This window comes from Rhodococcus sp. KRD197, from assembly GCF_017168235.1.
Lineage (GTDB): Bacteria > Actinomycetota > Actinomycetes > Mycobacteriales > Mycobacteriaceae > Rhodococcoides.
The window spans coordinates 54307-79522 of the sequence record NZ_JABFAO010000004.1; the positions used below are offsets into that span (position 1 = coordinate 54307).

A 25216-nucleotide genomic window follows, 5' to 3' on the forward strand; every position below is an offset into this window, starting at 1 on the left:
AGTCGAGTTTCGGATCGAAATCTATCCACAGCCTGTGTACAACCGATTGGACTCGGTGGGTTTTGTGGTAGGGCGTGCGTGCACACAAATCGTGTCCGCGGGGCCGGATGTGACGCTACGAGGCGACTTGTGCGCACTCACGCACCCGCGAACAGACGACCAAGGTCCCTGATGGCGGTGCTTTTGTACCGCTGCGTCGAGCACGTCGCGGAAGGTCTGATGGTGGTCGGGCGAAACTCACGGCACCAGCAGCCGGGCAAAGGAAACGACGATGAGGGCTAGCGCAGGAAACGCAGATTCGCGATGAACTATCCGATCGAGGTGCGCGCTCTGAGCAAGAGCTATGGGGACAAACTGGTGATCGACGACCTGTCGTTCGTCGTAGATCCAGGCGCCGTCACAGGATTTCTCGGACCCAACGGTTCGGGCAAGTCGACCACCATGCGACTGATCGTGGGGTTGGATCACCCCAGCGGTGGCAGCGCGAAAATCGGTGGCCTCGACTACGCGCATCTGAGTCGGCCACTGCTTACCGTCGGAACTCTGTTGGACTCCGAAGCCATCCATCCTGGCCGATCGGCATACAACCATCTCCTCTATCTTGCTCAGACACAGTCGATTGCGAACAAGCGCATCACGGAGGTTCTCGAGCTCGTCGGCCTGCGCGACGTCAGCGGCGAACGTACGGGTGGGTTCTCTCTCGGCATGCGGAAGCGATTGGGGATCGCCGCGGCACTACTCGGAGACCCGTCGGTGCTCATCTTGGACGAACCGATCAACGGGTTGGATCCGGAGGGCATCTACTGGATGCGCAATCTGATGAAGCACCTGGCGGGGGAGGGGCGAACCGTGTTCGTATCCAGCCACCTCATGGGCGAAATGGCGCAGACTGCAGATCATCTGGTCGTGATCGATCACGGCAGGTTGATCGCAGAATGCACTCCCAGTGAATTGATCGCCCGGAGTAGTCGGGCATCGGTGTTGGTGGCGTCCTCCGATTCTAAGAGACTTGCCGCGTCCATCGGGGCAGCCGGCGGACACTTCGAGGTTCGCGATCACGAGACGCTCACCGTGAGCGAACTTTCCGCACGCCGTATCGGCGAACTTGCCGCACAGCAGCAGATCGTGATCTATCAGCTGACGCCGCAGAAGGCATCGCTGGAGGAAGCCTTCATGTCACTCACACACTCCGATTCGGATGAGGACGACCAGCCGGTTGTCTCACACTCTCGCGGAGAGGCCATGGCATGAGCACCACCTCACCACCCGTCACAGCGACACCTGCCACGCACAGCCACCGTAGCGCCGATGTCGTCGGACTCTTGAAATCGGAATGGACGAAGCTGATATCGCTTCGCTCGACGATCGCGTCGCTGGTGTTGCTGGTAGTGCTCACCATAGGTTTCACGGTCCTGTTCACCTGGTTCACCGTGGCGTACTGGGACAACGTGGATCCCATCGCGCAAGCGCAGATCATTGCCGACCCGGCGCGGCAGATCCTCGGCGCTGGTTTTCTGCTGGGTCAGTTGGCGGTCTGTGTGCTCGGTGTGCTGGTCGTGACCAGCGAATATGCCAGCGGAACGATCAGGGCCAGTCTCCTGGCAGTCCCCTCGCGCATACCGGTCCTCCTCGCAAAATCCGGCGTGTTCATGGTGGTCGTCTTCGTGGTCGGTCAGATCGCATCGTTTCCCACCTTCTTCTTCGGATCGGCGATCATGCGTTCTCGCGCGTCGGTGTCCCTGGGCGATCCAGGTGTCTTGCGTGCAGTGATCGGTGCGGGCTTGTATCTCGCATTGCTCGGGGTCATGGCTATCGCCGTCGGCGCAATCGTCCGGCACACGGCGGGAGCCATCACCGGCATTATCGGGTTCATTCTCGTGCTGGCCCCATTGACGCAGCTGATCCCCGGCACCATCGGCAAGTACATTCAGGCATATCTACCCTCTCAGGCCGGGTCTCTCATCGCCTCTCCTCAACAGTCGCCCGATGACCTTCTGACCCCTTGGCAGGGTTTCGGGGTCGCGGCAATCTGGACGGTGCTGTTGCTTGCCCTCGCGGCGTATCTGCTCCGACGCCGGGACGCGTGAGCAGGGACGGAGCGAGACCTTCGGCCGCCCGTATGGGCCACAAGTCCCTATTCACCGGACGGTGGCGATCTGCAGACTGGACGTAACGGCAAGTTCCCCGCACCTTTTCAGACAAGGACCATCCGGCATGGCACTCGTTCTCGCTCTCGTCATCTTCGCGGCGGTGTTCAGCTTCGGAGCACTCCGATTCGGCGCGCGTTCTGGAATCTGGGAACCGAGCGGCAGCATCGCCGGTCCCAGCACCTTGGAGGAGTTGTTCGCCGCGCGCTATGCACGTGGGGACATCGATGACGTCCAGTACCGCAGAGCCGTGGACCGGCTGACGATGCAGCTCCATAGCTGAGAACTCCCATACGAGAGAAGAACATCATGCGAATCCTGATTGCCACAGCAAGCCGGCACGGTTCCACCCGCGAACTCGGGCACTGGTTAGGATCCGCGATAGCCGAAAGACTGGACGGCGCAATGGATTCGGTGACGGTAGAGGTCCTCGACGCCGCTGACGTCGACGGCATCGCCGGGTACGACGCCGTCATCATCGGAAGCGGAGTGTATATGGGCCGTTGGCTGCGGGAGGCGCGATCACTGGTCAAGCGAGAGCGCGTCGAACTCGAGAACAGGCCCGTGTGGTTGTTCTCCAGCGGGCCGATAGACGAGGAAGCACCCTCAGCGACATCGTCGAAGTGGAATGAGGCTTCCTGGGCGATCGAGCATCGAGTTTTCGGGGGGAAGCTCGATCGGTCGGAGCTGTCGAGGTTCGAGCGACTCGTGGTGAAGCTGATTCAAGCCGATGACGGAGACACCAGATCGCGCACCGACATCGACGAGTGGGCGGACGCGATCTGTGCCACCTTGTCAGCCTCGACCCCACAAGCGCGCTGAGCCTTACTCGACACCGCCGAGCTGGCGGAGTTCCTCGAGAATGGCCGGGACCTTCTGCATCAATGAAATGTGTCCCTCGCCGTCGACGAGGTGAGCTCGCGCCCCGGCGATGTTGGCGGCCAGCCATTCCACGTGTGCGAACGGCACCATGGTGTCCAGGCGGCCCTGCCACAGGGAGACTGGGACGCGGATCTCGCTCAGGTCGAACCCCCAAGGTCGGGTGTGGGTCAGGTCGTCGTCGCGCCACCCCACGATGCCCTGACGGCCGGCCGCATTGACCGAGGATGCGAGGTACTCGGCGAGCTCTCCGGTCAGCGCGGCGCGGTCCACCGGCGGTGCCAGCGCACCCAATCCCTCCGCGACCTGCTCGGCGGTGACGGCGAAGAATCCCTTCCGGATATCGAGGAACGCCTCCAGCTCCTCGACACCAGCGAAGATCGCCGAGTATTCCGCGACGTTCTCCTCGGCCATGCCGTCACGGATGTCACCGTCGTACTCGTCGGCAGGAGCGATGCCGACGCAGCAGGCGGCCGCCAGGCACCGGTCGGGCAGCAGCGCTGCGCACGCGAGCGCGCGGGGTCCACCGCCGGACCAACCGATCGTGAGAAAGTTGCCGACACCGAGGTGGTCGAGCACCGTCGCGGTGTCTGCGGCGTCGTCACCGACCTGCGCAGTGGTGGCGCCGTCGGAGCGCGGCGAGGACGCGCCGTACCCGGGGCGTGAGTAGGAGATGACCCGGAGCCCGTGCTCGGCCGCGGCGCGTTCCAGGGTCGGGAAAGGGACCGCGGCTTGCGGCGTGCCGTGATGGTAGACGAGTGGAAACCCGTCCTCCGGGCCCGCGTCGAGCACCTCGAGCGTGCGGTCGTTGCCGGCTGGAATGATGACCGTCCTGGCTCCGGGATCCCGCTTGCTCCGAAGTCCGACAACTGAGTCACCGCCGGATGGAACGGCAGGTGCGCCGATACCGGGTGCGACAGCAGCTCTTGTCATGTGGTCCTCCGCAATTTCGACACCGATGATCTTCTCGACGATCGAGCTATGTACGTCACTCATCCTCGACGCTGCCACAACCACGCACGTAGGGCCGAACGACATCGAAGTCGACAGCGGACGTGACTTTGGGCCCTATCGATGGGAGCCGTTCGCGAACACGATGTAGCGGTGGGCAACGCACCTTCGGAGGGTGGGTTACGTGTCGCTGTTCGAGGAGAGGATGACATGGCCGGTTTCGATATCTCGCGGTCGACGCCATTGGACGTTTTCGTCTCGCACAGCACGATCGCCGACCTCCCAGCCGAGTGGTCCCGTCGAATGGAGTACGAACTAGCGTTGATGCGTAGCCCGCTGGCTGCGCAACTTCGCATCGTCGAACACCGAATTCAGTTGATGATGCGAGCGCAAGCGGTACGCAATCCACGAGATCTCGTCGCGACACCAGCGAAGCACCTCCGTTGAGGGAACCCCCAGCGCGGTCGAATGACCTTTTCGGACGCTTGCCCTAGGCTTTGCTGGCATGGCATCTCCGGCAGTCGAACTCGAGGTGGGCAAGCGCTCGGTGCGCATCTCCAACCCCGATCGGGTGTACTTCCCCGAGAGCGGGGCGACCAAGCTCGACCTGGTGAACTACTACCTCAGCGTCGGTGACGGAATCGTGCGCGCGCTGCGGGAGCGCCCGTGCATGATGCACAGATTCCCCAAGGGGCTTGCCGGCGACAAGGTGCACCAGAAGCGCGTGCCGAACGGTGCGCCCCCGTGGCTCGAAACCGTGCGCGTCACGTTCCCGCGCTACAACCGCACCGCCGACGAACTGTGCGTCACCGAGTTGGCGCACGTTGCCTGGGCGGTGCAGATGTCGACCGTCGAGTTTCACCCGTGGAACTCGCGTCGCGCCGACGTCGAACGGCCCGACGAATGGCGCATCGACCTCGACCCCATGCCCGACTGCCCGTTCGACCGAGTGCGTCGCGTCGCGGGTGTGGTGAAAGAGGTGCTCGAGGATCTCGGCGCGGTCGGGTGGCCCAAGACGTCCGGCGGGCACGGACTGCACGTCTTCGTACGCATCCGACCGGATCACGGCTTCAAGGACGTGCGCAGGGCAGCACTGGCTTTCGCGCGTGAAGTTGAGCGGCGTGCACCCGAGGACGTGACGACGACGTGGTGGCGCAAGGACCGTGACCCCACGAAATTGTTCGTCGACTACAACCAGAACGCCCGTGACCACACCATCGCCAGCGCCTACTCGGTGCGCGGAAACCATCAGGCCACCGTGTCCACCCCGATCTCCTGGGACGAGGTGGCGACTGTGGATCCGCACAAGTTCACGATCTTCACGGTGCCCAAGCGATTCGCCGAACTCGGCGACCTGCACGCGGGCATCGACGACGCCGTGTTCGCCCTGGACCAACTGCTCGAATGGGCCGAGCGTGACGAGCGGGAAGGTCTCACCGAGTCGGAGGAGTGAGCGTCCAAGGTCCCTGACGCTTCGACTCCCGGCTGTTGGCGCTATCCCGATCAATCACTCTCTTTTCGCCGATGTCAACCGGTCGATCGCAATACGACCTGAATGCTCAGCAGATCGTCGCCCACGGCGCGGACCACGACCGACGCATTGCGTGAGATGGTCCGAAGCCGTCGCCGCGGGTCGTCGTCCGGTCGCAGTACCGCCCTACCGCTGCGCCAGACGTTCTTCACTCTGATGCGCACCTCGGGATTGGCCTGAATGTTCTTGACGTACTGACTGGCAGGGCCGTATTCGGACACGAACCAGTACTCGTCGCCGTCGAGGCGCCCGCTGACCGGAGTCGTGCGGGGTTCACCGCTCTTGCGGCCGACAGTTTCGATCAGGTGCGCGCTGGGAACGCGCCTGCTGATCGGATTGATCAGTGTCCGCTGAAGTGCAGTGATGACGCTTTTGCGGCTCACATTCCGTCTACCCGCCGACATGGAGTCGTCAACCCGTTCTGGTGGCGGCCGACAGAATCATGTCCGTGACCGCAGCCGGTGCGCAGGACGTCGCGAGCACCTGCGCACGGCTTGCGGCGTCGCAGCGGTAGCGTCGTCGCGGCCTACTCGAGGTCAGCGCGTGTTCGACGCTCTTGGCAACCTTGTCGGGATCCACCGCCAGCTTCTGCATGCGTGGCAATAGGCCACGCATGCGGGTCAATTGAGGCTCGTATAGCTCACGGTGTTCGGCTGACATCGCGTCGGACACCGCGTCGAATTCTTCGACCACATTGGTCCACATATCGGTCCGCGTGGTGCCCGGCTGGATCAAGCTGACGTGAATCTTCCACGGTCGCAACTCGATACGCAGCGCATCGGTAAGCGCCTCGATGGCGAACTTCGAGGCGCAGTACGCCCCTGTCCCCGGTGTCGCCAGTAGCCCGCTGAGCGAGGAAATCATGACGATCCGTCCGCGGCTGGCGCGAATTCTCGGCAGCACCGCTTGCGTCAACCGCAGTGGGCCGGTGACATTGACCTCGAGCTGATCGGTGAAATCGTTCGGTGGCACCGTCTCCACCGGCCCCTGCAGCGCGATCCCCGCATTGTTGACCACTGCGTCGAGTCGGTCCGGAAGTACGTCGTCGAGGGCAGCGATGGAATCGGGTTCGGTGACATCGAGAAGAAGTGGATGAACACCGTCGATCTCGCCGAGCAGGTCCCGGTGCGACGCCGACCGCACTCCGGCATAGACGGTCGTTCCCGCTGCAGCAAGCCTGCGCGTGCAGGCGAGTCCGATTCCGCGCCCGGCCCCGCTGATCAGGACCGCGCTCATCCTGCGTACTCACTTCGGCAATGTGCGACGTTCATCGGGTTGGATTCCCTTTCGTCGATGGAACAGCGCACCCGCGATTGACAGATCGAACGCGCCGGTGGACGATTGCTACCGTCGGTATCAGATACCATTGGTTTCGACCTGTCAACCGCTGACGGACGCTCCCGGAGGGAGTCGGTATGACCACCCCGAACACGACGAACCAGCACGCACCGAGCCAGCACGCACTGAGCAGGGCCGGGGTTTCGACACTGACGCGAAAGTCCGTGGGAGACAGGGAGCAGACAGCTGAACGGCTTCTGCGCTCAACGGCCGATCGTGCGTACGACGGCGAGGTCGACATCGATTGGTCGGCGGACACCGTCCCCGGGGCGAAATGGGTGGCCGATCACAGGCACTCGCTCTACGGAACACGGCTATGGGACAGCTTGACCGAGGAGCAAAGACTGACGCTCGGTAAGCACGAGGCTGTGTCCGTGCTCAGTTACGGAATCATGGCCGAGCTGTTCTTGAGCATCATGCTCCTGCGTGGTGTCGTCGAGGGTGGGCGATTGACAACGGGGCACAGCCGGTACGCACTGGCCGAGGTGGCCGAGGAAACGCGTCACTCGACGATGTTCGGGCGCATCATCGACAAGACGGGATTGCCTGCTGTGAAGCAACCGGCGGTGCTCGGCATCTTGTTGAACTTCGCTGGACTGCTGCCGCGGGGACCGTCGATCCACGCGGGAACCCTGCTCGTGGAGGAGGTTCTCGATCGAATGCAACGAGAGATGATGGACGACCCGCAAATCCAGCCACACCTTCGGCAGATGATGAAGATTCACGTTCTCGAGGAGGCGCGCCACATCACCTACGCGCGTGAAGAACTGGTTCGATCCATCGACGAACGGGGACCCCTGAGCAATGCCTTGCATCGTGTTCTCACTGCGATACAGGCAATCGTCGTGGTGCAGTCTCTCATCCACCCCTCGGTGTACCGCAGCGTCGGGATCTCACCCGTGCGAGGTTGGGCAACCGCGGTATCGAGCCCCCGATACCGCGATCGCGCCGTGTTCGCGTGCGAGCCGTTGATGCGTTACCTGCACGAAGTCGGAATGATCCGCGGCGTAGTCACAACGCGCCTGTACCGGCTTTCTCGTGCGCTACCTGCGGACATTCTGGCGGAGGTCTCGGGGCGCTCCTGATCGGGGAATCACCGCCCGCGCTCGCGCAGACCGCCGGCCCGAAGTACTAGCCCGGCGAGCTGCCCGTCGACAAGACCGTCCTCGTCGCAGATCGCAAGGTGCGGACCCAGGATCGTGGTGAGCCGACGCGCGCGCACCGCGCGCGCGGACGCAGCGGCTCGGGCGACTACCGGGTCCACACCTGCACTCACATAAGCCTCGTCGCTGATCAACCGCCACCCGATCGAGACCACGAGTGATGCGTGCGCGGCCGAATGTGCCGTTCGCCGAACCGAGCTGGACCGTGAACGACCAGCAACCCCGGCATCGTCGAGTTCGGCGCGCGCGAAGCGCGTCACCCGGTCCGCGGAGCCCGCCTGAATTTGCAACAGGTATTTGCAGTGGGGTTGAACCTCGTCTCCGAAGGCCACGGCGGCGGACAGGCCGCCGAGCAACTGCGCGCTCAACAGCATCACCGACACCGCCAGAGTTCTACGTGGGAGCATCAACGAGTAGCGGGCAGGGAGGGTCGTTCGGCGACGACTCATCGCGGGTTCGACGCCGGTGGCGGCAATCACCCTGCTGTACATGGTGACATTGCGTGCCAGGTCGTCGACTACGGTCAGGAGAAGTCGGGCGCGATCGTCTGCGAGGACGCGATCTCGGGCAATCGTCTTGAACGCGATCATCGACGCTACGGAGTCCATTTGCATTGCCAGCGCGATCAATTCGACGAACTCGGCGGTGACGAGAGTCCGCCGTTGGCCATCGGTCATCGCATCCCATACCGAGGTTCCGAACAGCGAGCAGAACTCGTCGGGCATCCATCGAAGGTCGGGGACGGGTGCACTGCCCCAATCGACGTCGAGGTCACCGTCGTACACGTCCTCGGCGGCCTCGAACAACAATCGCCTCGCCGCATCCTGCCGATCGGTGATACTGCGGCGCAAGCGAACAGCTCCACCGCCGACGACCTCCGGACGGCGAAAACCGTGGCTCGACTGGCTCATTGCTTCTCCTCGGCCGACAGGGCGGTGGGAACCTCGAACGGTGGCGTGCTCTTTCCGGTGACCCGCAATCGGTTCCATGGATCGAGATCACCGATCCAGGCATCTCGGGCGCTGTGAAGAGTTCGTATTCGCACGCGGATCCGCGGGGCGTCGCCCACCATCTCGATCAGAGCGGTGTTCTCCGATATCCGGCCGAACCAGCGGAACACGCCATCGATAGGTTCGCGGCGTCCTTTCAGTTCCACGTCCACCTCGATATCGCGCCCGTGAATGGTGACCACCGCTCGGCCGCGGTAGTGCGATCCGGCGTGATGGCTGCTGGGAAACATCTCGTGCGTCGACATCATCGACAACTCCTTCGCGTCGGCCCGCAACAGGGGGCGCGAACCGATGGTATGCGATACCGTGGGTTCGCAACAGTGGCGCACAGTAGACAGGGCGAACATGCACACATCCGTCCCCGGCGAGCCTGCCGGCGCTCCGCTACGACCCGACGTCCTGGAACTGACGGTGGTCGAGGTGGTGCAGGAGACCGAGGAGGCCGTGTCGATCGTGTTCGACGTGCCGGAGCGTTCCCTGGACACCTGCCGTTACCGACCGGGCCAATTCCTGACTCTGCGAGTGCCCAGCGAGCACACGCCGGCGGCGCGGTGCTACTCACTGTCGAGTTCCCCGCACCTCGACGACCGTCTGGTGGTCACCGTGAAGCGCACACTCGGGGGCTACGCCTCGAATTGGCTGTGCAACAACGCCCGTCCCGGACTCACCCTTGCCTCCTTACCTCCTTCGGGTCGTTTCTCTCCCGGTTCGCTGGATGCGGATCTGCTGTTGATCGCGGCGGGCAGCGGAATCACCCCGCTCATGTCGATCCTCACCTCGGCCCTACTCGGCGGCTCCGCGACGGTGTACCTGTTCTTCGCGAACGCAGACCGCGGAACCGTCATTTTCGGTAGCGACCTCGACGACATGATGATCGAATTCCCGGACCGCCTGTTCGTCGACCATTGGCTCGAATCGGAGGACGGTCGTCCGACTGTCGACGCGCTGGTGCAGCGGCTCGGCGCCTATCACCGGTATGACGCGTTCGTCTGTGGGCCTGGCCCGTTCATGGACGTCGCGACTTCGGCGCTCGAACTGATCGGGACACCGCCGGGCCGCATTCATGTCGAGAGGTTTCGATCACTCTCGGGCGATCCGTTCGTCGACATCGATGCACGCTCAGACGCTGAAGCCACCGAACCCGCGGGACTGGAGATCGACCGGGGCGGCGAGAGAACAACCCTGCGTTGGCCGCGGAATCGGACATTGCTCGATGTCCTGCTGGGCCAAGGACTGAACGCACCGTACTCGTGCCGGGAGGGTGAGTGCAGCGCTTGCGCGGTCAGAGTGGTCGACGGCGAGGTCCGCATGATCCGCAACCAGACACTGGTGGATGCCGACATTCGGCTCGGACTGACGCTGGCGTGCCAAGCCCTCCCGGTTTCCGATCACGTCGGAATCGCGTTCGATCAGTGACGGTGCCGCCATTGGTATCGTCGACACCCCCGGAGTGACGAGCTTTGGGTGAACACACAGTCTCGAATCGAATTCAAGGAGCCGAGCAATGCCCGACGCTCGAACCGAACGCTGGGCCGAACACCGAGCGGCCGAACGCAGGCGCATCGTCGATGTTGCCAAGGATGCCATCGAGGACATCGGGCCGCAGCTGACGATGAACGAGATCGCTGCGCGGGCCTGCGTACCCAAGCCGGCGCTCTACCGATTCTTCGTCGACAAGTCCGAACTCATGCAGGCCGTGGCCGAGCGTGCGCGTGACGATGTGGTCGCCGAGCTCTTTCGACTGAGCGACACAACACCCGAAACATTGGGAGATCTTCTGGGCGCGGCCCTTTCTGGGTATGCGTCGCTGATCCAAACGTATCCCAATCTCAGCCGATACCTCTTCTTCGGCGTCGAGAATGCCGGGGCATACACGGCCGAGAACTCGCGGACGGTTGCTCATCTGATAGAGCCTCTTCTCACCGCCACCATTGCACCGGGCCAGCCCGATCACGATGTCGCGCTGCTTGCCTCCATGGTGGTCGGCGCTGTCACGGGCGCTGCCGCATGGTGGCTGGAGTCGTCGGATCCACGCATGGACACCGCCGCGTTCGTCGGAGAGATCATGCCGGTGATATCGGAGATGATCGTGTCCAGGGCGCGTCGGTCAGGATTGTCGATCGACCTCGACACACCGGTGCCGGACAGCTGGGACGCGCAGTTCCGGTCCGACGCCGTGTGATAGCGCCGATTCGGCACCCGGACTGCAGGTATGCGATACCCTCGGTTCCGGTTCGCTGATCCGGAGGGGGAGCAGTGGTTCGGTTCGACTGGATAGAGCGCATGGGCGTCCACTACGCCTACCATCAGAGTCTTCTCAATCGCGTGGTCCACTGGATATGCATCCCTATCGAACTCGGGGCCGTACTGGGACTGCTGTCGGTTGTCGATGTGGGGCCCGTCGATGCGGGCCTCGTCGCCGTCGCGCTCATCGGCGCGCTGTACTGCACGGCAGAGCTGTTTCTCGGTCTGCTCTGGTCGGTGCAGCTCGTGGCAATCTGGTTCGTGGCCAGCACTTTGCTCGCCGACCTCGGTCTGTGGGCGATCGTCGCATCGAGCGCCGCGTTCGCCGTGACCTTCACGATCCAGCTGGTACTCGGACATCGCATCGGCGAGAACGGCCGCGACGACACGGCGCGCAATCTGTCCTGCGCGAGCATGAGCAAGAACCCTGTACCGATCCTGCTCATCTTCTTCTATCACTTCGTCGAGGTTGCCCTCATCGCCGGATATCGGCCCACTGTTCGCGCTCGGGTCGACGATGCCACCCGCCGCGAGCTGGCTCGACTCGACGCTTCGAACGGTGACCCGAACTTCGCCTGCTGACCTTCTCGTTCAGGCTGGGGATGTCCTCAGCGCCGCAGGGATTCCACGGCCCCGCGGACGGCGTCGAGGTGGTCGGCCATTGCCCTCGCGGCGGCGTCGTAGTCGCCGGCGCGTATCTCGGCGACGATACGGTCGTGCTCGGCGTTGGATGCTCGTTGGCGTCGGGCGACGAGGTTGAGGGTTTCCGACTGACGGGTGAGCGCGCCGCGGATGTCGACGATGATGGCTTCGAAGACGCGGTTCTTGCTGGCCCGCGCGATTGCTGTGTGGAACTTTCCGTCGAGTAGTACCCAGGCGCGGTGGTCGTCCTCGATTCGCATCTGGTCGGCGAGGGTTTCGAGCTCTCGGAGTTCGTCGTCGGTGCGTCGTTCGGCGGCCCAACCGGCGGACGGGATCTCGACGTGGGGCCGGGCTTCGATGAGCTCGCGGGCGTCGTAGTTGCCGATGTCGAGGTCTGCGTTGATGCGGTCGCGGATCACGAATGTGCCTCTGCCCGTTTTTGTTTCGGTCAGGCCGAGGGCGGTGCACGAGCGTAGGGCCTCGCGGACGACGGATCGACTGACGCCGTGGCGGGTGGCCAGGGCGGCCTCGGCGGGAAGGCGTTCGCCGACTGCGATCCGACCGGAGACGATGGCGTCGCGGATGTCGGCGAAGACGGCTTCGGCGGCGCTCATTCTCGTTGCGGTCGGTTGACTGACCGCCCAGCTGTCCGACAGGTCCATGGCCTCATGGTGCCACGGGTTGACTGGCGACGGTGCATGGCCCACACTGAACCTGTCAGACAGCCGGACAGCTAGACAAACAGGAGCGCAACGTGGTCGATACCCGTGTCGAGATGGACCTTCTCGGCGAACGCGAGATCCCCAACGACGCGTACTGGGGCATTCACACCCTGCGCGCACTGGAGAACTTCCCGATCACCGGACGCCCCATCTCCACCAACGCCCACCTCGTCCGAGGTCTGGCCGCAGTCAAGTGGGCTGCAGCATCGGCGAACGAAGAACTCGGCATCCTCGACGCCACCCGCAGCGAGGCCATTCGTCAGGCATGCCAGGAGATCCTCGACGGACGCTGGCACGAACAATTCGTCGTCGACGTGGTGCAGGGCGGCGCAGGTACGTCCACCAACATGAACGCCAACGAGGTCATCGCCAACCGTGCGCTCGAGATCCTCGGTTACGAACACGGCGAGTACAGCCACCTGCACCCCAACGAGCACGTCAACGCCAGCCAGTCGACGAACGATGTCTACCCGACGGCCGTCAACATCGCGACGATCTACGCAGCGCACGAACTCATCGAATCCATGAAAATTCTGCGCGACGCCTTCCGCCGCAAGGCGACGGAGTTCGCCACCGTCGTGAAGATGGGGCGCACGCAGCTGCAGGATGCGGTCCCGATGACTCTGGGCCAGGAGTTCGGCACCTACGCGATCATGATCGACGAGGATTGCTGCCGCCTCGAAGAAGCAGCCCTGCTGGTACACGAAATCAACCTCGGCGCAACAGCTATCGGCACCGGGCTGAACGCCCCCGTCGGGTACACCGCGTCGGCGGTGGAACACCTGCGACGCAAGACCGGTCTGCCGCTCGTATCTGCCACCGACCTCATCGAGGCGACGCAGGACGTGGGGCAGTTCGTTCACCTGTCGGGAGTGCTCAAGCGTGTCGCAGTCAAGCTGTCCAAGATCTGCAACGATCTCCGGTTGCTGTCTTCCGGGCCACGCGCAGGGCTCAACGAAATCAACCTCCCAGCAGTGCAGGCCGGTTCCTCGATCATGCCGGGCAAGGTCAACCCCGTCATCCCCGAGGTACTCAACCAGGTCGCCTACGAGGTGATCGGCCACGACGTCACCATCACCATGGCGGCAGAAGCAGGGCAGCTGCAGCTCAACGCATTCGAGCCCATCATCGTCAAGTCGCTCTCGGACGGCATGGCCCACCTCGGTGCAGCCTGCCGCACCGTTGCGAGCCGGTGCGTGGACGGCATCACCGCCAACGTCGACCTACTCCGCGAGCGTGTCGAGAACTCGATCGGCCTCGTCACCGCGCTCAGCCCACACCTGGGGTATGTCGAGTCCACGGCGATAGCCAAGGAAGCACTGCTGACCGGGCGCAATGTCGTCGATCTGGTACTCGAGAAGAAGCTGCTCGGACGCGTCGAACTCGACCGGTTGCTCAGCCCCGAGCATCTCGCCAACCTCAGGGTCGTGCCCACCGAGCATGCCGACGCACCCGAAACCTCGACGAGGTAGTTTCGAGAGCCCGACAACGACAGGGGAGATCGCTTGTCCCGCATAGTAATCTTGACCACCGGCGGAACCATCGCCAGTAGCCGCGACGCCCAAGGAATCAGTCGCCCAGGTAGCGGTCCGATGCCCCTGGAATTCGCCTCCGACGTCGAGGTTCGGGAGGTGATGTCCAAGGACAGCTCGACATTCGATTTCGCGGACATGGACCGCATCGTCGACTCTGTGTCGAATGCGCTCGCAGACCCAGCGTGCTCGGGTGTCGTCGTCCTGCACGGCACCGACACGATGGAAGAGTCCGCTTTGCTCGTCGACCTTTTCCACGACGATCCGCGTCCCGTGGTGTTCACCGGAGCGCAGCGCACCTCAGATCACCCGGAGCCCGACGGGCCTGCGAACGTGAGCGCGGCGGTGGAAGCTGTCCGCGATGGAGGCAATCGCGGACGCGGTGTACTGGTGGCGTTCGGCGGAAGGATTCTGCAGGCCAGAGGCCTCGGCAAGGCGCACACCTCGAATCTGGATGCGTTCGTCAGTGCAGCCGAGCCTCGACGCGTCGTGCCGCGTGTGCGCATCGCCGGTGTCAGGGTCGATATCGTCGCGCTGTATCCGGGAGCGGACTCGGTGGCGATCGACGCGTGCGTCGCTGCGGGTGCGCAGGGAATCGTGCTCGAAGCAACAGGGTCCGGCAACACCAACGCCGAGGTCGTGGCAGCGGTGCGTGAGTGCAGCATTCCCGTAGTCGTGACCACTCGGGTGCCGATGGGTCCGATCGCGCCCACCTATGGCGGTGGCGGAGGCGGAGCCGACCTCGTGCAGGCGGGTGCGGTGTTCTCGCCGTTGCTGAGGGCGGGCCAGGCGCGAATTGCGTTGGCGGTGCAGATCGCAGAGGGTGTCTGACGCTCCTCAACCTTTCGATTTTGACGGAATCCCGGAAGAATTCGAAGATTGTGGAGCGCCAGACACGGCCCCCTACAGTTCCGACGCGCCCCAGGTCTCCACATTGACCTCATCTCCGACCGAGAGCATGCCTTCCTGGACAACCGAGAACTTGGCTCCGAAGGCGACACCCTTCTGTCGCGCTGTGCGGTATGTCGCCAGGGTCTTCAACGGCTCCGGGCCGTCGCGCTCACCTCGGCTCTGCTCGACGGTGGTCACCGGGCAGCGGATCGCGAGTTTGGTGTAGGCCAGCACGCTGTCGCCGACGGCGATCTCACGCACCAGATCCTCGGTGTGCGGTGACTCCCAGCCGGTGACGACGATGTTCGGCCGAAAGCGGTTCATCGGAAGTGCATGCCCCAGCCTGGAATTCAGTGCGTCCAACGTCGTGTCCGAGAGAATGTGCACCGCCGAGCTGTCTGCGAACCCTGCGGTTCCGGGTACGTGGCCGTCGGTGACGCGGTCGAATTCCGGGGGCACCGCTACCAGCCGAGAGTGCTCACCGATGAGCTTGCTCAACCACGCTGCGACGTCCTCGCCCTGATCGATCCCGCGCAGCGGTCGCCGGAACATCGTCACCTCCTCGGCGTCGGAACGGAGGTCGATGTACGCGGACACCATGCCGAACTCGGGATGCTCGAGCGTGATCGTGTCACCGTCGATGTTCGGGCGGATCAACGCCAAAACGGGGTCGCTCCGTTGGCTGCGGAAGCTTCGGTTCTCGTCGACGATCATGAAGGCACGATCGTGCTCGATTCCCCTCGAGGTCATCCGCGCCGTGCGCAGTGAATGCCCGACGCATCCCTTGATCGGATAGCACACGAGTTCCGATACCGTCGCGCTCACAGAGGCGAGGATACTGGGACCCATGACACGTGCACTTCTGGTAGTCGATGTACAGAACGATTTCACCGAGGGCGGCGCGCTCGGGATAGAGGGCGGCGGCGAGATCGCGCGCAAGGTCAGCGTGCTGCTGGCAAAGGAAGGCGACGAGTACGACCTCGTTGTTTCTTCACGTGACTGGCACGACGGTGACAACGACAACGGTGGCCACTTCGCCGTCGACGCGGCGCCCGACTTCAACACCACATGGCCGGTGCATTGCGTCGCCGGCACGAAGGGCGCCGAGTATCACCCGGACTACGTCACCGGCGCGGTCGACGTGCACGTCTACAAGGGGCAGGGCAAGCCCTCGTACTCGGCGTTTCAGGGCATCACCGACGAGGGGATCACTTTGCCGGAGGTGCTCCGTCGCAACGAGGTGACCGATATCGACCTCGTCGGGCTCGCGACGGACTTCTGCGTCAAGGCCTCGGGTCTCGACGCGTTGTCTCTGGGCCTGAACGTGCGGATCCTCACCGCCATGGTCGCGGGGGTGGCGGCTGAGTCCTCGGACGCGTCGCTGAGCGAGTTGCGGGCGGCCGGAGCCACGCTGATCTAGGCGTCGATCGTCGTGGTGATCGAGGTGACCGAGGGTGCGGTGGGGGTGCTGCCGAATCCGAATGTCACCGGGGGAGTGACGGGTGTCAGTTTCCCGAGTTCCTCGCCGCGCCAAGATGTTTCGGCGGCGGTGATGCGGTGCTGGTGCCGGGCGCCGTAGTACTTGCGACGGCCGTTGCCCGCGCTGCCTCGGGTGCGGACGCCGCGCAGGACCACTCGGGCGATGGGGTCGGAGATGGTGCAGAACCAGGGCGCCGTCGAGATCGCCGAGGGCAGAAGGTGCAGGAGTCTGCCGAGGGCGGTCGGCCCGCCGAGTGTCAGGCGCACACGGAGATCGTCCGCGCTCAGGTCCACGTGGTTGCCGAGCCGGGTGAATTCGACCGGCGTCAGGTATGTCTCGTCGAACGTGTACGTGGCGGTGACGAATTCGCGGACCGCTTCGGTCGGCGCCAGTAGCAACCGGTGGCCGTCGGCGAATTGAACCATGACATCGGTGAACTCGCCCAGAGGTGAGTCGTTCCAGTGCCCGATGACCACACGGACGCCCGCCTCGGTGCCTATCCCGAATATCTCGCCGTGGAACCGTGACCTTTCCATCACTCCGACTGTAGCCACGGGCAACGGCGGGGCGGTGCATGATGGATTTCATGGCGACTCTGCAACCCACGATCTTCGTTCTGTTCGGCGCTACCGGTGACCTCGCGAAGCGGATGGTTCTGCCGTCGTTCTATCAACTCTTCGTCGAAGGACTACTGCCGGAGAAGTGGCTGCTGATCGGCAACGGCCGACACCAGACCTCAGACGACGAGTTTCGTGATCACGTGCACTCGTCGATCGAGGATTTCGGTTCCGATCTCGGTGACGAAAAGTGGGACGGGTTCGCAGAGCGACTCCGGTTCGCCGGAAACGGCTTCACTCCCGAGGACGCGGGTGATCTCCCCAGTGTGGTCGAGGCGGGTCGCAAGGAGATCGGCGACGCCCAGCTCGTGCACTATCTCGCGCTTCCGCCGAACACCTTCGTCGAATACACCACGGCTCTCGGTGCGCACGGGCTCGCCGACGGTGCCCGGGTGGTGTACGAGAAGCCGTTCGGCACGTCGCAGAAGGCGTTCGAGCAGCTCGACAGGGTGGTGCACGACGTGCTCGACGAGAAGCAGGTCTATCGCATCGACCACTTCCTCGGAAAGGAAGCGACACAGAACCTGCATGTGCTGCGTTTCGCGAACGGAATGATCAGCGGCATCTGGAACGCCGAGCACATCGAGCAGGTGCAGATCGACGTGCCCGAGACCCTCGACATCGACGACCGAGCCGAGTTCTACGACGCAACCGGTGCCGTGCTGGACATGCTCGTCACTCACCTTTTTCAGGTGGCCGCGGAGATAGCGATGGAAACGCCTGCCTCGCTGGGTGCCGATGATCTGCAGTCGGCGCGCGAAACGGTCATCGGGTGCTTCCGCCCCATCGATACTGCTGAAGTGGTTCTGGGCCAGTACGACGGCTACCGTGACGTGGACGGGGTGGCAGCCGACTCGGCCGTCGATACCTTCGTCGCGGCCAAGCTGTGGGTCGACACCGACCGGTGGCGCGGAGTCCCTTTTCTGCTGCGCACCGGCAAGATGTTGGGCGTGGGCGCACAGCGCGTCTCGCTCGTGTTCCGCAAGCCGACGAGCAGCCCGCTCACCGATCTCCCGCACGACGGAACGGTGCTCTCGTTCGATCTGTCCGGGAACGGCGAGATCGACGTCGCGATGACGGTGAAGGAGCCTGGCCCGGCTTTCGACCTGTCGGTCGGTCACCTGTCCCTACCGCTGCGGTCCGTGCCCGACGCCGAGCCCCTGTCGCCGTATTCGAGACTGATTCTCGACGTGTTGAGCGGGGACCGTTCGCTTTTCACCAGGCCGGACGGGCTCGCGCGGGTGTGGGAGGTTGCCGCGCCGTTGCTGAACGACCCACCGGAGGTCCAGTCATACGAACCGGGATCGATGGGACCGCAGGGGGCCGACAAGCTCGCTGCCCCCTGCGGATGGTTGGTGCGCTGACCCGTGCACGGGTATCACCCACGCAGGGGCATCAGCATCCATGCTGCGAGGTAGACGAGGGCTACGGTTCCGAACGAGATGACGGCGCCGATCACGGTGAGAACGCGGACGAGGTTGACGTCGATGTCGAAGTAGTCTGCGACGCCACCGCATACACCGGCGACGATCTTCTCGGTATCGGAACGAACGAATTCTTTGGGCGAGTCTGTGAATGTCATGGAAGAGAGTGTGCTGGTCCGACACGGGTCGGCACATCGGGACAAACCCTGGTTTCTACCCTGATACGAAAAGTTGCGGCTGGCAGGAAAATCCGGCGGTAACAGTCGTATGGACTTTTTTGGTTGAATCGTGGATTGCCATGTCGCCGTGCCGATAGCGTTCGGCCTGACAAATCGGCGTGACAACTGTAGTTGGAAGGGACACCCCCCATGTTTCTCGATCTCATTGGCGACATCATCACTGGAGACCTCCTCGGCGGCCTCTTCGACGGCCTCCTGGACAGCGTCTTGGACAGCGTCCTCGACGGTCTGCTCGACTCGCTGTCCGCTGACAGCACCGGAAGCTTCGGCTCCAGCTAGAGCACGCACTCGAAGGCCCTCCCCAGCTCGGTTCACACCGTGCCGAGGAGGGCCTTCGGCTGTGTCGGGGCATCCAGCGTTCACCGGATCGTCACCAACTGGTTCCCCCTCGGCGCTAACTTCGGTTCATGACGCACGAATCTGTTTTCCTGGGTACCTCTGTCGACCTCACGGACACGGCAGGCTTCGTCGTCGACGACAGTGACGACGATGATCCCATCCTGCTCAGGTCGTCGGATGGCCACATCGTCGATACCTGGCGCGAGGGCTATCCCTACCAGGAGCGGATGTCGCGCGAAGAGTACGAAATGCAGAAGCGCCTACTGCAGATCGAACTCCTCAAGCTCCAGATGTGGACCAAGGAAACCGGTCGCCGTCACGTGGTCGTCTTCGAGGGCCGTGACGCTGCGGGCAAGGGTGGCACGATCAAGAGATTCACCGAGCACATGAATCCGCGAGGCGCACGCGTGGTCGCACTGGAGAAGCCGTCGGAGCGGGAATCGACTGAATGGTATTTTCAGCGTTATATCCAGCACCTGCCTGCCGCGGGTGAAATAGTGCTATTCGACCGCTCCTGGTACAACCGGGCTGGAGTGGAGCGGGTGATGGGGTTCTGCACCGACGAGCAGCACGCGCATTTCGTTCGACAGGCGCCCCTGTTCGAACAAATGCTCGTCGACGACGGAATCAGCCTCACCAAATTCTGGTTCTCGGTCTCGCAACTCGAGCAGAGAACCCGCTTTGCGATCCGTCAGGTCGATCCGGTGCGGCAGTGGAAATTGTCGCCGATGGATCTGGCGTCCCTCGACAAGTGGGACGCCTACACCGCCGCCAAAGAAGAGAACTTTCGGGCCACCGATACCGACATAGCGCCGTGGACGATCGTCAAGAGCAACGACAAGAAGCGCGCCCGCATCAACGCGATGCGCTTCGTTCTCAACAAATTCGATTACACCAACAAGGACCCCGAAATTGTGGGAGAAACCGACCCGTTGCTCGTGGGACGGGCAATTGACGTGATCGGCGAGTAATTCGTCCTTATTGTCCGGCGATTGAACTGGTATACGAAGTTTTTCCCACATAATGTTTAACCAGATATTCAACGGGCCGCACGTCATCTCGGTGACTCATGGGGTATGAACGAACGTGGGCCGTGTTCCGATCGGCTCACTTCCACAACCGAGGAGATTTCATGGGTTCTGCAGCCGAGTTTTTCAGTGACATCGTTTCCGGCGTCCTAGACGGTCTCGTCGACGCGATCGTCGACCAGATCGTCGGTGCATTCACTTCCGGCAGCGCTTCCTGATCCGACGATTCACCCGCGGCGTCGGGGGCCGCGGTGAATCGCTTGTTTTCTGAGGCACAAAGCAAGTTTCTTGTTTATTTGTTGGATATGAGCATTCGGTCTTTTATTGCGCTAACTATAGCCAGGGCGTAATTCGGTTTGATATCAATGAAATGGCAGTGATTGATCCGCTCTTTTCACTGCCATTTCCAGTGGCAATCGACCGCAATCTCACAAGGAGTTACGCCCATGTTTTCTTCCAGTGAACTCGACACCAATATTCTCGCTCTCCTCGCGATGCTCTTTTCGGGAAGCGCGGACGCCCCGGAGGTATAAATACCCCGTTGTCGACACCGGCCGCAGCCGAACTTTTCGGTTGCGGCCGGTGCCGTCCGGGGACGCGGCGGTGGGCCTGGCGCCCGGCGCCGCAGCGAACGTCCTAGTCTTTGCCTGGTGCAGACCGTTCCCATTCAGATGCCCGACGGGACCACCGTTCCGGTCTCGCTCTTCGAATCGGCGGAGCCGAGGTCGGACATTCCGGTGATCGTCGTGTTCCCCGGGCTTGGCATCCCCGCCGGTTACTATCAGTTGTTGGCGAAATCACTCAATGAGCGCGGCTTCCACATCGCGATTGCCGAACTTCGCGGCCAGGGCGACAGCAGGCCCCGCCCCAGCAGTTCCAGCGCTTACGGCTACCAGGAACTGGTCTCGGTCGATTTTCCTGCAGTCTTCGAGGTGGTTCGCGAGAATTTTCCCGACGCGACGCCGTACGCACTGGGGCACAGCATGGGCGGCCAGCTGGCCTCGCTCTATGCTTCGCGGATTCGTGGACGCCTGGGCGGACTGATCCTGGTGGCGTCCGGTTCGCCGTACCATCGTGGTTTCGGTGTCGCACGTGGCGCATCCCTGTTCGTCGGTGCGGCTGCGATGTCGTTGACCAGCAGCATCGCAGGATTCTGGCCCGGCGATCGCATCGATATCGGCGGTTTCGGACGGCAATCCAAGGTTCTTATCGACGACTGGTCCCGGTTCGCTCGCTCGGGCAAGATCGAGCCGGTCGGTGCAGACATGGACTACGAGGAGCGCATCGCCCGACTGACGCTACCGATACTGGCCATCACCCTCGCCGGCGACGATCTCGCGCCGAAGGCATCGATGCAGAATCTGCTGAAGAAGTTTCCCCGCGCCGACATCACCACCCGACACCTCGACGAGCCCCGAGGCCACAACGACTGGGTGCGGATGCCGAAAGCGGTCGTCGACGAGATCGAGACCTGGTTCAAACGCTAGCCGAGCTTCTGCCGAAGAAACTGGAAGGCCAGCGCTGACTTGAAGGCCAGCTGCGCATTGTCGGCCGCCCCGCCGTGCCCTCCCTCGATGTTCTCGAAGTAGCGGACGTCCTGACCGACTTCCTCGAGCCGCGCCGCCATCTTGCGTGCGTGCCCGGGATGGACTCGATCGTCCCGAGTGGAGGTCGTGATCAGGATCGGCGGATACCTCCGCTCCTCAGGGCCCACGATGTTCTGGTACGGCGAGTACTTCGCGATGAACTCCCATTCGTTCGGGTCGTCGGGGTCGCCGTACTCCGCCACCCACGAAGCTCCAGCCAGCAGCAGGTGATAGCGCCTCATGTCCAGCAACGGCACCTGGCAGACGAGCGCACCGAACAGTTCGGGGTACTTGGTGGCCATGATTCCCATGAGCAGGCCGCCGTTGCTGCCACCCTGAGCGCCCAACTGCTCGGCGGTGGTGATCCCGCGAGCGACGAGGTCACGAGCCACAGCCGCGAAATCCTCGTGCACCCTGTGCCGTCCGGCTCGGAGTACCTGTGTGTGCCACTCCGGCCCGTATTCTCCGCCGCCGCGGATGTTCGCGACGACGTAGGTTCCGCCGCGCTCGAGCCACGCGAGCCCGGTCGCCCCGCTGTACGACGGGGTCAGTGAGATCTCGAAGCCGCCGTAGCCGTACATCAGGGTGGGGCCGGGAGTGGAGTTCTCCTGGCTCACGACGAAGTAGGGGATCGCCGTGCCGTCGTCCGACGTAGCGAAATGCTGTGTGACGGTGAGCCCGTCGGTGTCGAAGAATGCGGGGGCCTGCTTGAGTGCCTCGACCTCGCCACCGACCGTGCCGAACAGGAGGGTCGCCGGAGTCAGGTAGCCGCTCGAGGAGAGGAAGTACTCGTCGCCGTTTTCCTCCGAGTCCGTTCCGACGATTTCGATGGAGGTGAGTTCGGGCAGGCCGGTGAGGGGCTGGTCGCTCCAGGCATCGGAACTCGGTGTGAGAACTCGGAGTTCGGTCTTGACATCGACGAGTGTGACGACGAGTAAGTGGTTCTCGGTCCACGCGAACTGATGTAGCGAGCGGTGTGCGTCGGGCTCGAACAACACCGTGATCTCCCGCTCACCTGCCATGAAACGATCGAAGTCGGTGGCGAGGAGCGCTCCTGCCGGATAGGTTTTCTCGCCGACGGTCCACTCCGTCATCGTCCGGACGAGCAGCCACTGCCGGTTGACCGATGTGGTCGCGTCGGTCGGGGTCTCGACCAGGGTGAGTGCGTCACCGTCGAGGAAATACAACTCGGCGTTGTAGAAGTCGGTGGCGCGCTGGACGAAGTCGCGTTCGAACCCGGGGGTGCGGTCGTGCCACGCGGAGATCGAGATATCGCCGGTCTCCCCCTCGTAGACCACCGCCGCCTCCGACAGTGGGGTGCCGCGCTGCCACCGTTTGGCGATACGTGGGTAGCCGGAATCGGTGAGTGACCCTTCGCCGAAATCCGTTCCGATGTAGACGGCGTCCGGGCCTGCGTAACCGATGTCGGTCTTGGCCTCGGGGACGCGGAAGCCGCCGTCGGCAGGGTCGCGGAAGGTGCGCGTGGTGAGATCGAACTCGCGCACCACGGTGGCGTCGGCGCCGCCGCGGGAGAGCGTGACCAACGCAGTCTCCTGAGCCGGCCGCAATACCTGAGCGCCGCTCCACACCCAGTTCTCGCCCTCGGCTGCGGCGATCACGTCGAGGTCGAGGAGTACATCCCACTCCGGCGAGTCCTTGCGGTACTCGTCCATCGTGGTACGGCGCCACAGGCCGCGAACGTGTGAGGCGTCGCGCCAGAAGTTGTAGAGATACTCACCGCGCCGACGGGCGTAGGGGATACGCGCGTCGGTGTCGAGTACCTCCCGGATGCGGGATTCGATGTCGTCGAACTCGTCGCCGGCCAGTTCCGCAGTGGTAGCAGCATTGCGGGTGCGGACCCAGTCGAGGGCACGGTCGTCGGTGACCTCTTCGAGCCACAGGTACGGATCGCCGGTATTACTCATGCACTATTTCTACCCCGGCGGGTGAACCGGATCGCGGAGGCTACCGGCGGGTAAGACGGACCATCGCGAGACAGTGTCCGGGCACGCGACTACCCTGGGTCAACGTGACCTCACACTATGACGTCGTTGTCCTCGGAGCCGGTCCCGGTGGTTATGTCGCTGCTATCCGCGCGGCACAACTCGGGCTGAGCACCGCCATCATCGAGAAGAAGTATTGGGGTGGTGTGTGCCTGAACGTCGGCTGCATTCCCTCGAAGGCTCTCCTCCGCAATGCCGAGCTGGCGCACCTGTTCACCAAAGAGGCGAAGCTCTTCGGCATCTCGGGTGAGGCGTCCTTCGACTTCGGCGCAGCGTTCGATCGCAGCCGCAAGGTTGCCGACGGCCGCGTCAAGGGCATTCACTTCTTGATGAAGAAGAACAAGATCCCCGAGTACGACGGGACGGGCACGTTCACCGACGCCAACACCATCGAGGTCGAGCTCAGCAAGGGCGGCACCGAGACGCTCACCTTCGACAACGCGATCATCTCGACGGGTAGCACCACCAAGCTGCTTCCGGGCACCGAGCTGAGCAAGAACGTCGTCACCTACGAAGAGCAGATCATGACCCGGGAGCTACCCGGATCGATCCTCATCGTCGGTGCAGGCGCAATCGGCATGGAGTTCGGCTATGTCCTGAAGAACTACGGTGTCGACGTCACCATTGTCGAGTTCCTCGACCGCGCGCTTCCCAACGAGGACGCGGACATCTCGAAGGAAATCGAGAAGCAGTACAAGAAGCTCGGCGTCAAGGTCATGACCGGCGCCGCCGTACAGAGCATCGACGACGACGGCTCCAAGGTCACCGTCGCGATCAAGAACAACAAGTCGGGCGAGACCGAGACGGTCACCGTCGACAAGGTCATGCAGTCCGTCGGCTTCGCACCGCGTGTCGAAGGCTTCGGCCTCGAGACGACGGGCGTCGAGCTCACCGACCGCGGCGCCATCGGCATCACCAACACGATGCAGACCAACGTCCCGCACATCTACGCAGTCGGTGACGTTACGGCCAAGCTGCAGCTCGCCCACGTCGCCGAAGCAATGGGCGTCGTCGCCGCGGAGACCATCGCCGGTGCCGAGACCATGCCGATCGACGATTACCGCATGATGCCTCGTGCGACGTTCTGCCAGCCGCAGGTCGCGAGCTTCGGTCTGACCGAGCAGCAAGCCAAGGACGAGGGCCGCGATATCAAGGTGGCAACCTTCCCGTTCGCGGCCAACGGAAAGGCTCACGGTCTCGGCGACGCCACCGGGTTCGTCAAGCTGATCGCGGACGCCAAGTACGGCGAGCTCATCGGTGGCCATCTCATCGGACCCGATGTGTCGGAGCTATTGCCCGAGCTCACCCTCGCGCAGAAGTGGGATCTCACCGTCAACGAGTTGGCCCGCAACGTGCACACGCACCCGACGCTGTCGGAGGCCTTGCAGGAAGCCATCCACGGCCTCGCAGGGCACATGATCAACTTCTGACGATCCTGCACCCGTTTCGG

At 63.4% G+C, this 25216-nt stretch carries 28 protein-coding genes; 18 read left to right on the top strand and 10 right to left on the bottom strand.

Annotation, left to right across the window (positions count from 1 at the left end):
• Positions 1–303: 303 nt before the first annotated feature.
• The 4 genes from J1M86_RS06355 to J1M86_RS06370 all read left to right on the top strand — a co-directional run bounded on the left by J1M86_RS06355 (position 304) and on the right by J1M86_RS06370 (position 2969).
• Complete coding sequence (locus J1M86_RS06355) at positions 304–1251, top strand: ABC transporter ATP-binding protein (RefSeq protein WP_206509252.1); 948 nt, start codon at positions 304–306, stop codon at positions 1249–1251.
• Entirely contained in the window at positions 1248–2087 is an 840-nt protein-coding gene (locus J1M86_RS06360; RefSeq protein WP_075838324.1) for an ABC transporter permease subunit, read from the top strand. Before J1M86_RS06355 ends, J1M86_RS06360 begins: the two co-directional genes overlap by 4 nt.
• A 127-nt stretch (positions 2088–2214) precedes the next feature.
• A complete protein-coding gene (locus J1M86_RS06365; RefSeq protein WP_206509253.1) occupies positions 2215–2430 on the top strand; it encodes a hypothetical protein in 216 nt (71 codons plus the stop codon).
• A gap of 26 nt (positions 2431–2456) precedes the next feature.
• Complete coding sequence (locus J1M86_RS06370) at positions 2457–2969, top strand: flavodoxin domain-containing protein (protein ID WP_075838322.1); 513 nt, start codon at positions 2457–2459, stop codon at positions 2967–2969.
• A gap of 3 nt (positions 2970–2972) precedes the next feature.
• Here the strand turns inward: J1M86_RS06370 and J1M86_RS06375 are convergent, their stop codons facing one another.
• Positions 2973–4022: an alpha/beta fold hydrolase gene (locus J1M86_RS06375; RefSeq protein WP_206509254.1), complete on the bottom strand. Its 1050-nt coding sequence runs from the start codon at positions 4020–4022 to the stop codon at positions 2973–2975.
• Positions 4023–4187: 165 nt separating this feature from the next.
• Between J1M86_RS06375 and J1M86_RS06380 the strand changes: the two genes are divergently transcribed.
• Positions 4188–4424 carry a hypothetical protein gene (locus tag J1M86_RS06380; protein WP_075838321.1) on the top strand — a complete coding sequence of 79 codons (237 nt, stop codon included), beginning with the start codon at positions 4188–4190 and terminating at the stop codon, positions 4422–4424.
• A 58-nt stretch (positions 4425–4482) separates the two neighbouring features.
• Positions 4483–5430 carry a non-homologous end-joining DNA ligase gene (gene ligD / locus J1M86_RS06385; RefSeq protein WP_206509255.1) on the top strand — a complete coding sequence of 316 codons (948 nt, stop codon included), beginning with the start codon at positions 4483–4485 and terminating at the stop codon, positions 5428–5430.
• Positions 5431–5504: 74 nt separating this feature from the next.
• Here the strand turns inward: ligD and J1M86_RS06390 are convergent, their stop codons facing one another.
• Positions 5505–5912 carry a nitroreductase/quinone reductase family protein gene (locus J1M86_RS06390; protein ID WP_075838319.1) on the bottom strand — a complete coding sequence of 136 codons (408 nt, stop codon included), beginning with the start codon at positions 5910–5912 and terminating at the stop codon, positions 5505–5507.
• A gap of 7 nt (positions 5913–5919) precedes the next feature.
• Positions 5920–6744 carry an SDR family oxidoreductase gene (locus J1M86_RS06395; RefSeq protein ID WP_206509256.1) on the bottom strand — a complete coding sequence of 275 codons (825 nt, stop codon included), beginning with the start codon at positions 6742–6744 and terminating at the stop codon, positions 5920–5922.
• Between the two features lie 179 nt (positions 6745–6923).
• Here J1M86_RS06395 and J1M86_RS06400 point away from each other — a divergent pair, with 179 nt between their 5' ends.
• The gene (locus J1M86_RS06400) at positions 6924–7931 is read left to right on the top strand and encodes a diiron oxygenase (protein ID WP_206509257.1); all 1008 of its coding nucleotides are present in this window, start codon (positions 6924–6926) and stop codon (positions 7929–7931) included.
• Between the two features lie 8 nt (positions 7932–7939).
• On the opposite strand, the gene J1M86_RS06405 is transcribed toward J1M86_RS06400, so the two are convergent.
• Positions 7940–8920: a diiron oxygenase gene (locus J1M86_RS06405; protein WP_206509258.1), complete on the bottom strand. Its 981-nt coding sequence runs from the start codon at positions 8918–8920 to the stop codon at positions 7940–7942.
• On the bottom strand, positions 8917–9267 hold the full coding sequence (locus J1M86_RS06410; RefSeq protein ID WP_206509259.1) for a DUF4873 domain-containing protein: 351 nt from the start codon (positions 9265–9267) through the stop codon (positions 8917–8919). The genes J1M86_RS06405 and J1M86_RS06410 overlap by 4 nt, the downstream gene beginning before the upstream one ends.
• Before the next feature lie 97 nt (positions 9268–9364).
• On the opposite strand from J1M86_RS06410, the gene J1M86_RS06415 reads away from it, so the two are divergent.
• From J1M86_RS06415 to J1M86_RS06425, 3 genes are all read left to right on the top strand, one after another.
• Entirely contained in the window at positions 9365–10435 is a 1071-nt protein-coding gene (locus J1M86_RS06415; RefSeq protein ID WP_206509260.1) for a ferredoxin--NADP reductase, read from the top strand.
• Between the two features lie 88 nt (positions 10436–10523).
• Positions 10524–11201, top strand: coding sequence for a TetR/AcrR family transcriptional regulator (locus J1M86_RS06420; protein WP_075838314.1), 678 nt, complete (start codon positions 10524–10526; stop codon positions 11199–11201).
• A 74-nt stretch (positions 11202–11275) separates the two neighbouring features.
• A complete protein-coding gene (locus J1M86_RS06425; protein WP_206509261.1) occupies positions 11276–11845 on the top strand; it encodes a hypothetical protein in 570 nt (189 codons plus the stop codon).
• 26 nt (positions 11846–11871) lie between these two features.
• On the opposite strand, the gene J1M86_RS06430 is transcribed toward J1M86_RS06425, so the two are convergent.
• Positions 11872–12567: a FadR/GntR family transcriptional regulator gene (locus tag J1M86_RS06430; protein WP_206509262.1), complete on the bottom strand. Its 696-nt coding sequence runs from the start codon at positions 12565–12567 to the stop codon at positions 11872–11874.
• A 92-nt stretch (positions 12568–12659) separates the two neighbouring features.
• Here J1M86_RS06430 and aspA point away from each other — a divergent pair, with 92 nt between their 5' ends.
• Entirely contained in the window at positions 12660–14099 is a 1440-nt protein-coding gene (gene aspA / locus J1M86_RS06435) for an aspartate ammonia-lyase (protein ID WP_206509263.1), read from the top strand.
• Positions 14100–14132: 33 nt separating this feature from the next.
• Complete coding sequence (locus J1M86_RS06440; protein ID WP_206509264.1) at positions 14133–14990, top strand: asparaginase; 858 nt, start codon at positions 14133–14135, stop codon at positions 14988–14990.
• Positions 14991–15062: 72 nt separating this feature from the next.
• Here the strand turns inward: J1M86_RS06440 and J1M86_RS06445 are convergent, their stop codons facing one another.
• Positions 15063–15875, bottom strand: coding sequence for an MOSC N-terminal beta barrel domain-containing protein (locus tag J1M86_RS06445; RefSeq protein ID WP_307786542.1), 813 nt, complete (start codon positions 15873–15875; stop codon positions 15063–15065).
• Between the two features lie 22 nt (positions 15876–15897).
• Between J1M86_RS06445 and J1M86_RS06450 the strand changes: the two genes are divergently transcribed.
• The gene (locus J1M86_RS06450) at positions 15898–16470 is read left to right on the top strand and encodes an isochorismatase family protein (RefSeq protein ID WP_206509266.1); all 573 of its coding nucleotides are present in this window, start codon (positions 15898–15900) and stop codon (positions 16468–16470) included.
• On the opposite strand, the gene J1M86_RS06455 is transcribed toward J1M86_RS06450, so the two are convergent.
• On the bottom strand, positions 16467–17066 hold the full coding sequence (locus tag J1M86_RS06455; RefSeq protein WP_206509267.1) for a hypothetical protein: 600 nt from the start codon (positions 17064–17066) through the stop codon (positions 16467–16469). The genes J1M86_RS06450 and J1M86_RS06455 overlap by 4 nt on opposite strands.
• A gap of 38 nt (positions 17067–17104) precedes the next feature.
• Here J1M86_RS06455 and J1M86_RS06460 point away from each other — a divergent pair, with 38 nt between their 5' ends.
• Complete coding sequence (locus J1M86_RS06460; RefSeq protein ID WP_206509268.1) at positions 17105–18511, top strand: glucose-6-phosphate dehydrogenase (NADP(+)); 1407 nt, start codon at positions 17105–17107, stop codon at positions 18509–18511.
• A gap of 14 nt (positions 18512–18525) precedes the next feature.
• On the opposite strand, the gene J1M86_RS06465 is transcribed toward J1M86_RS06460, so the two are convergent.
• Positions 18526–18729, bottom strand: a complete 204-nt coding sequence (locus J1M86_RS06465; protein ID WP_075839150.1) for a PspC domain-containing protein — start codon at positions 18727–18729, stop codon at positions 18526–18528.
• A 210-nt stretch (positions 18730–18939) separates the two neighbouring features.
• On the opposite strand from J1M86_RS06465, the gene J1M86_RS06470 reads away from it, so the two are divergent.
• From J1M86_RS06470 to J1M86_RS06480, 3 genes are all read left to right on the top strand, one after another.
• A complete protein-coding gene (locus J1M86_RS06470) occupies positions 18940–19089 on the top strand; it encodes a hypothetical protein (RefSeq protein WP_158050635.1) in 150 nt (49 codons plus the stop codon).
• Positions 19090–19217: 128 nt separating this feature from the next.
• The gene (gene ppk2 / locus J1M86_RS06475) at positions 19218–20120 is read left to right on the top strand and encodes a polyphosphate kinase 2 (RefSeq protein ID WP_075839151.1); all 903 of its coding nucleotides are present in this window, start codon (positions 19218–19220) and stop codon (positions 20118–20120) included.
• Positions 20121–20827: 707 nt separating this feature from the next.
• The gene (locus J1M86_RS06480; protein WP_075839152.1) at positions 20828–21664 is read left to right on the top strand and encodes an alpha/beta fold hydrolase; all 837 of its coding nucleotides are present in this window, start codon (positions 20828–20830) and stop codon (positions 21662–21664) included.
• On the opposite strand, the gene J1M86_RS06485 is transcribed toward J1M86_RS06480, so the two are convergent.
• Positions 21661–23688, bottom strand: a complete 2028-nt coding sequence (locus J1M86_RS06485) for a prolyl oligopeptidase family protein (protein WP_206509269.1) — start codon at positions 23686–23688, stop codon at positions 21661–21663. The genes J1M86_RS06480 and J1M86_RS06485 overlap by 4 nt on opposite strands.
• Before the next feature lie 104 nt (positions 23689–23792).
• Between J1M86_RS06485 and lpdA the strand changes: the two genes are divergently transcribed.
• Entirely contained in the window at positions 23793–25196 is a 1404-nt protein-coding gene (lpdA, locus tag J1M86_RS06490; protein ID WP_206509270.1) for a dihydrolipoyl dehydrogenase, read from the top strand.
• Positions 25197–25216 lie beyond the last annotated feature (20 nt).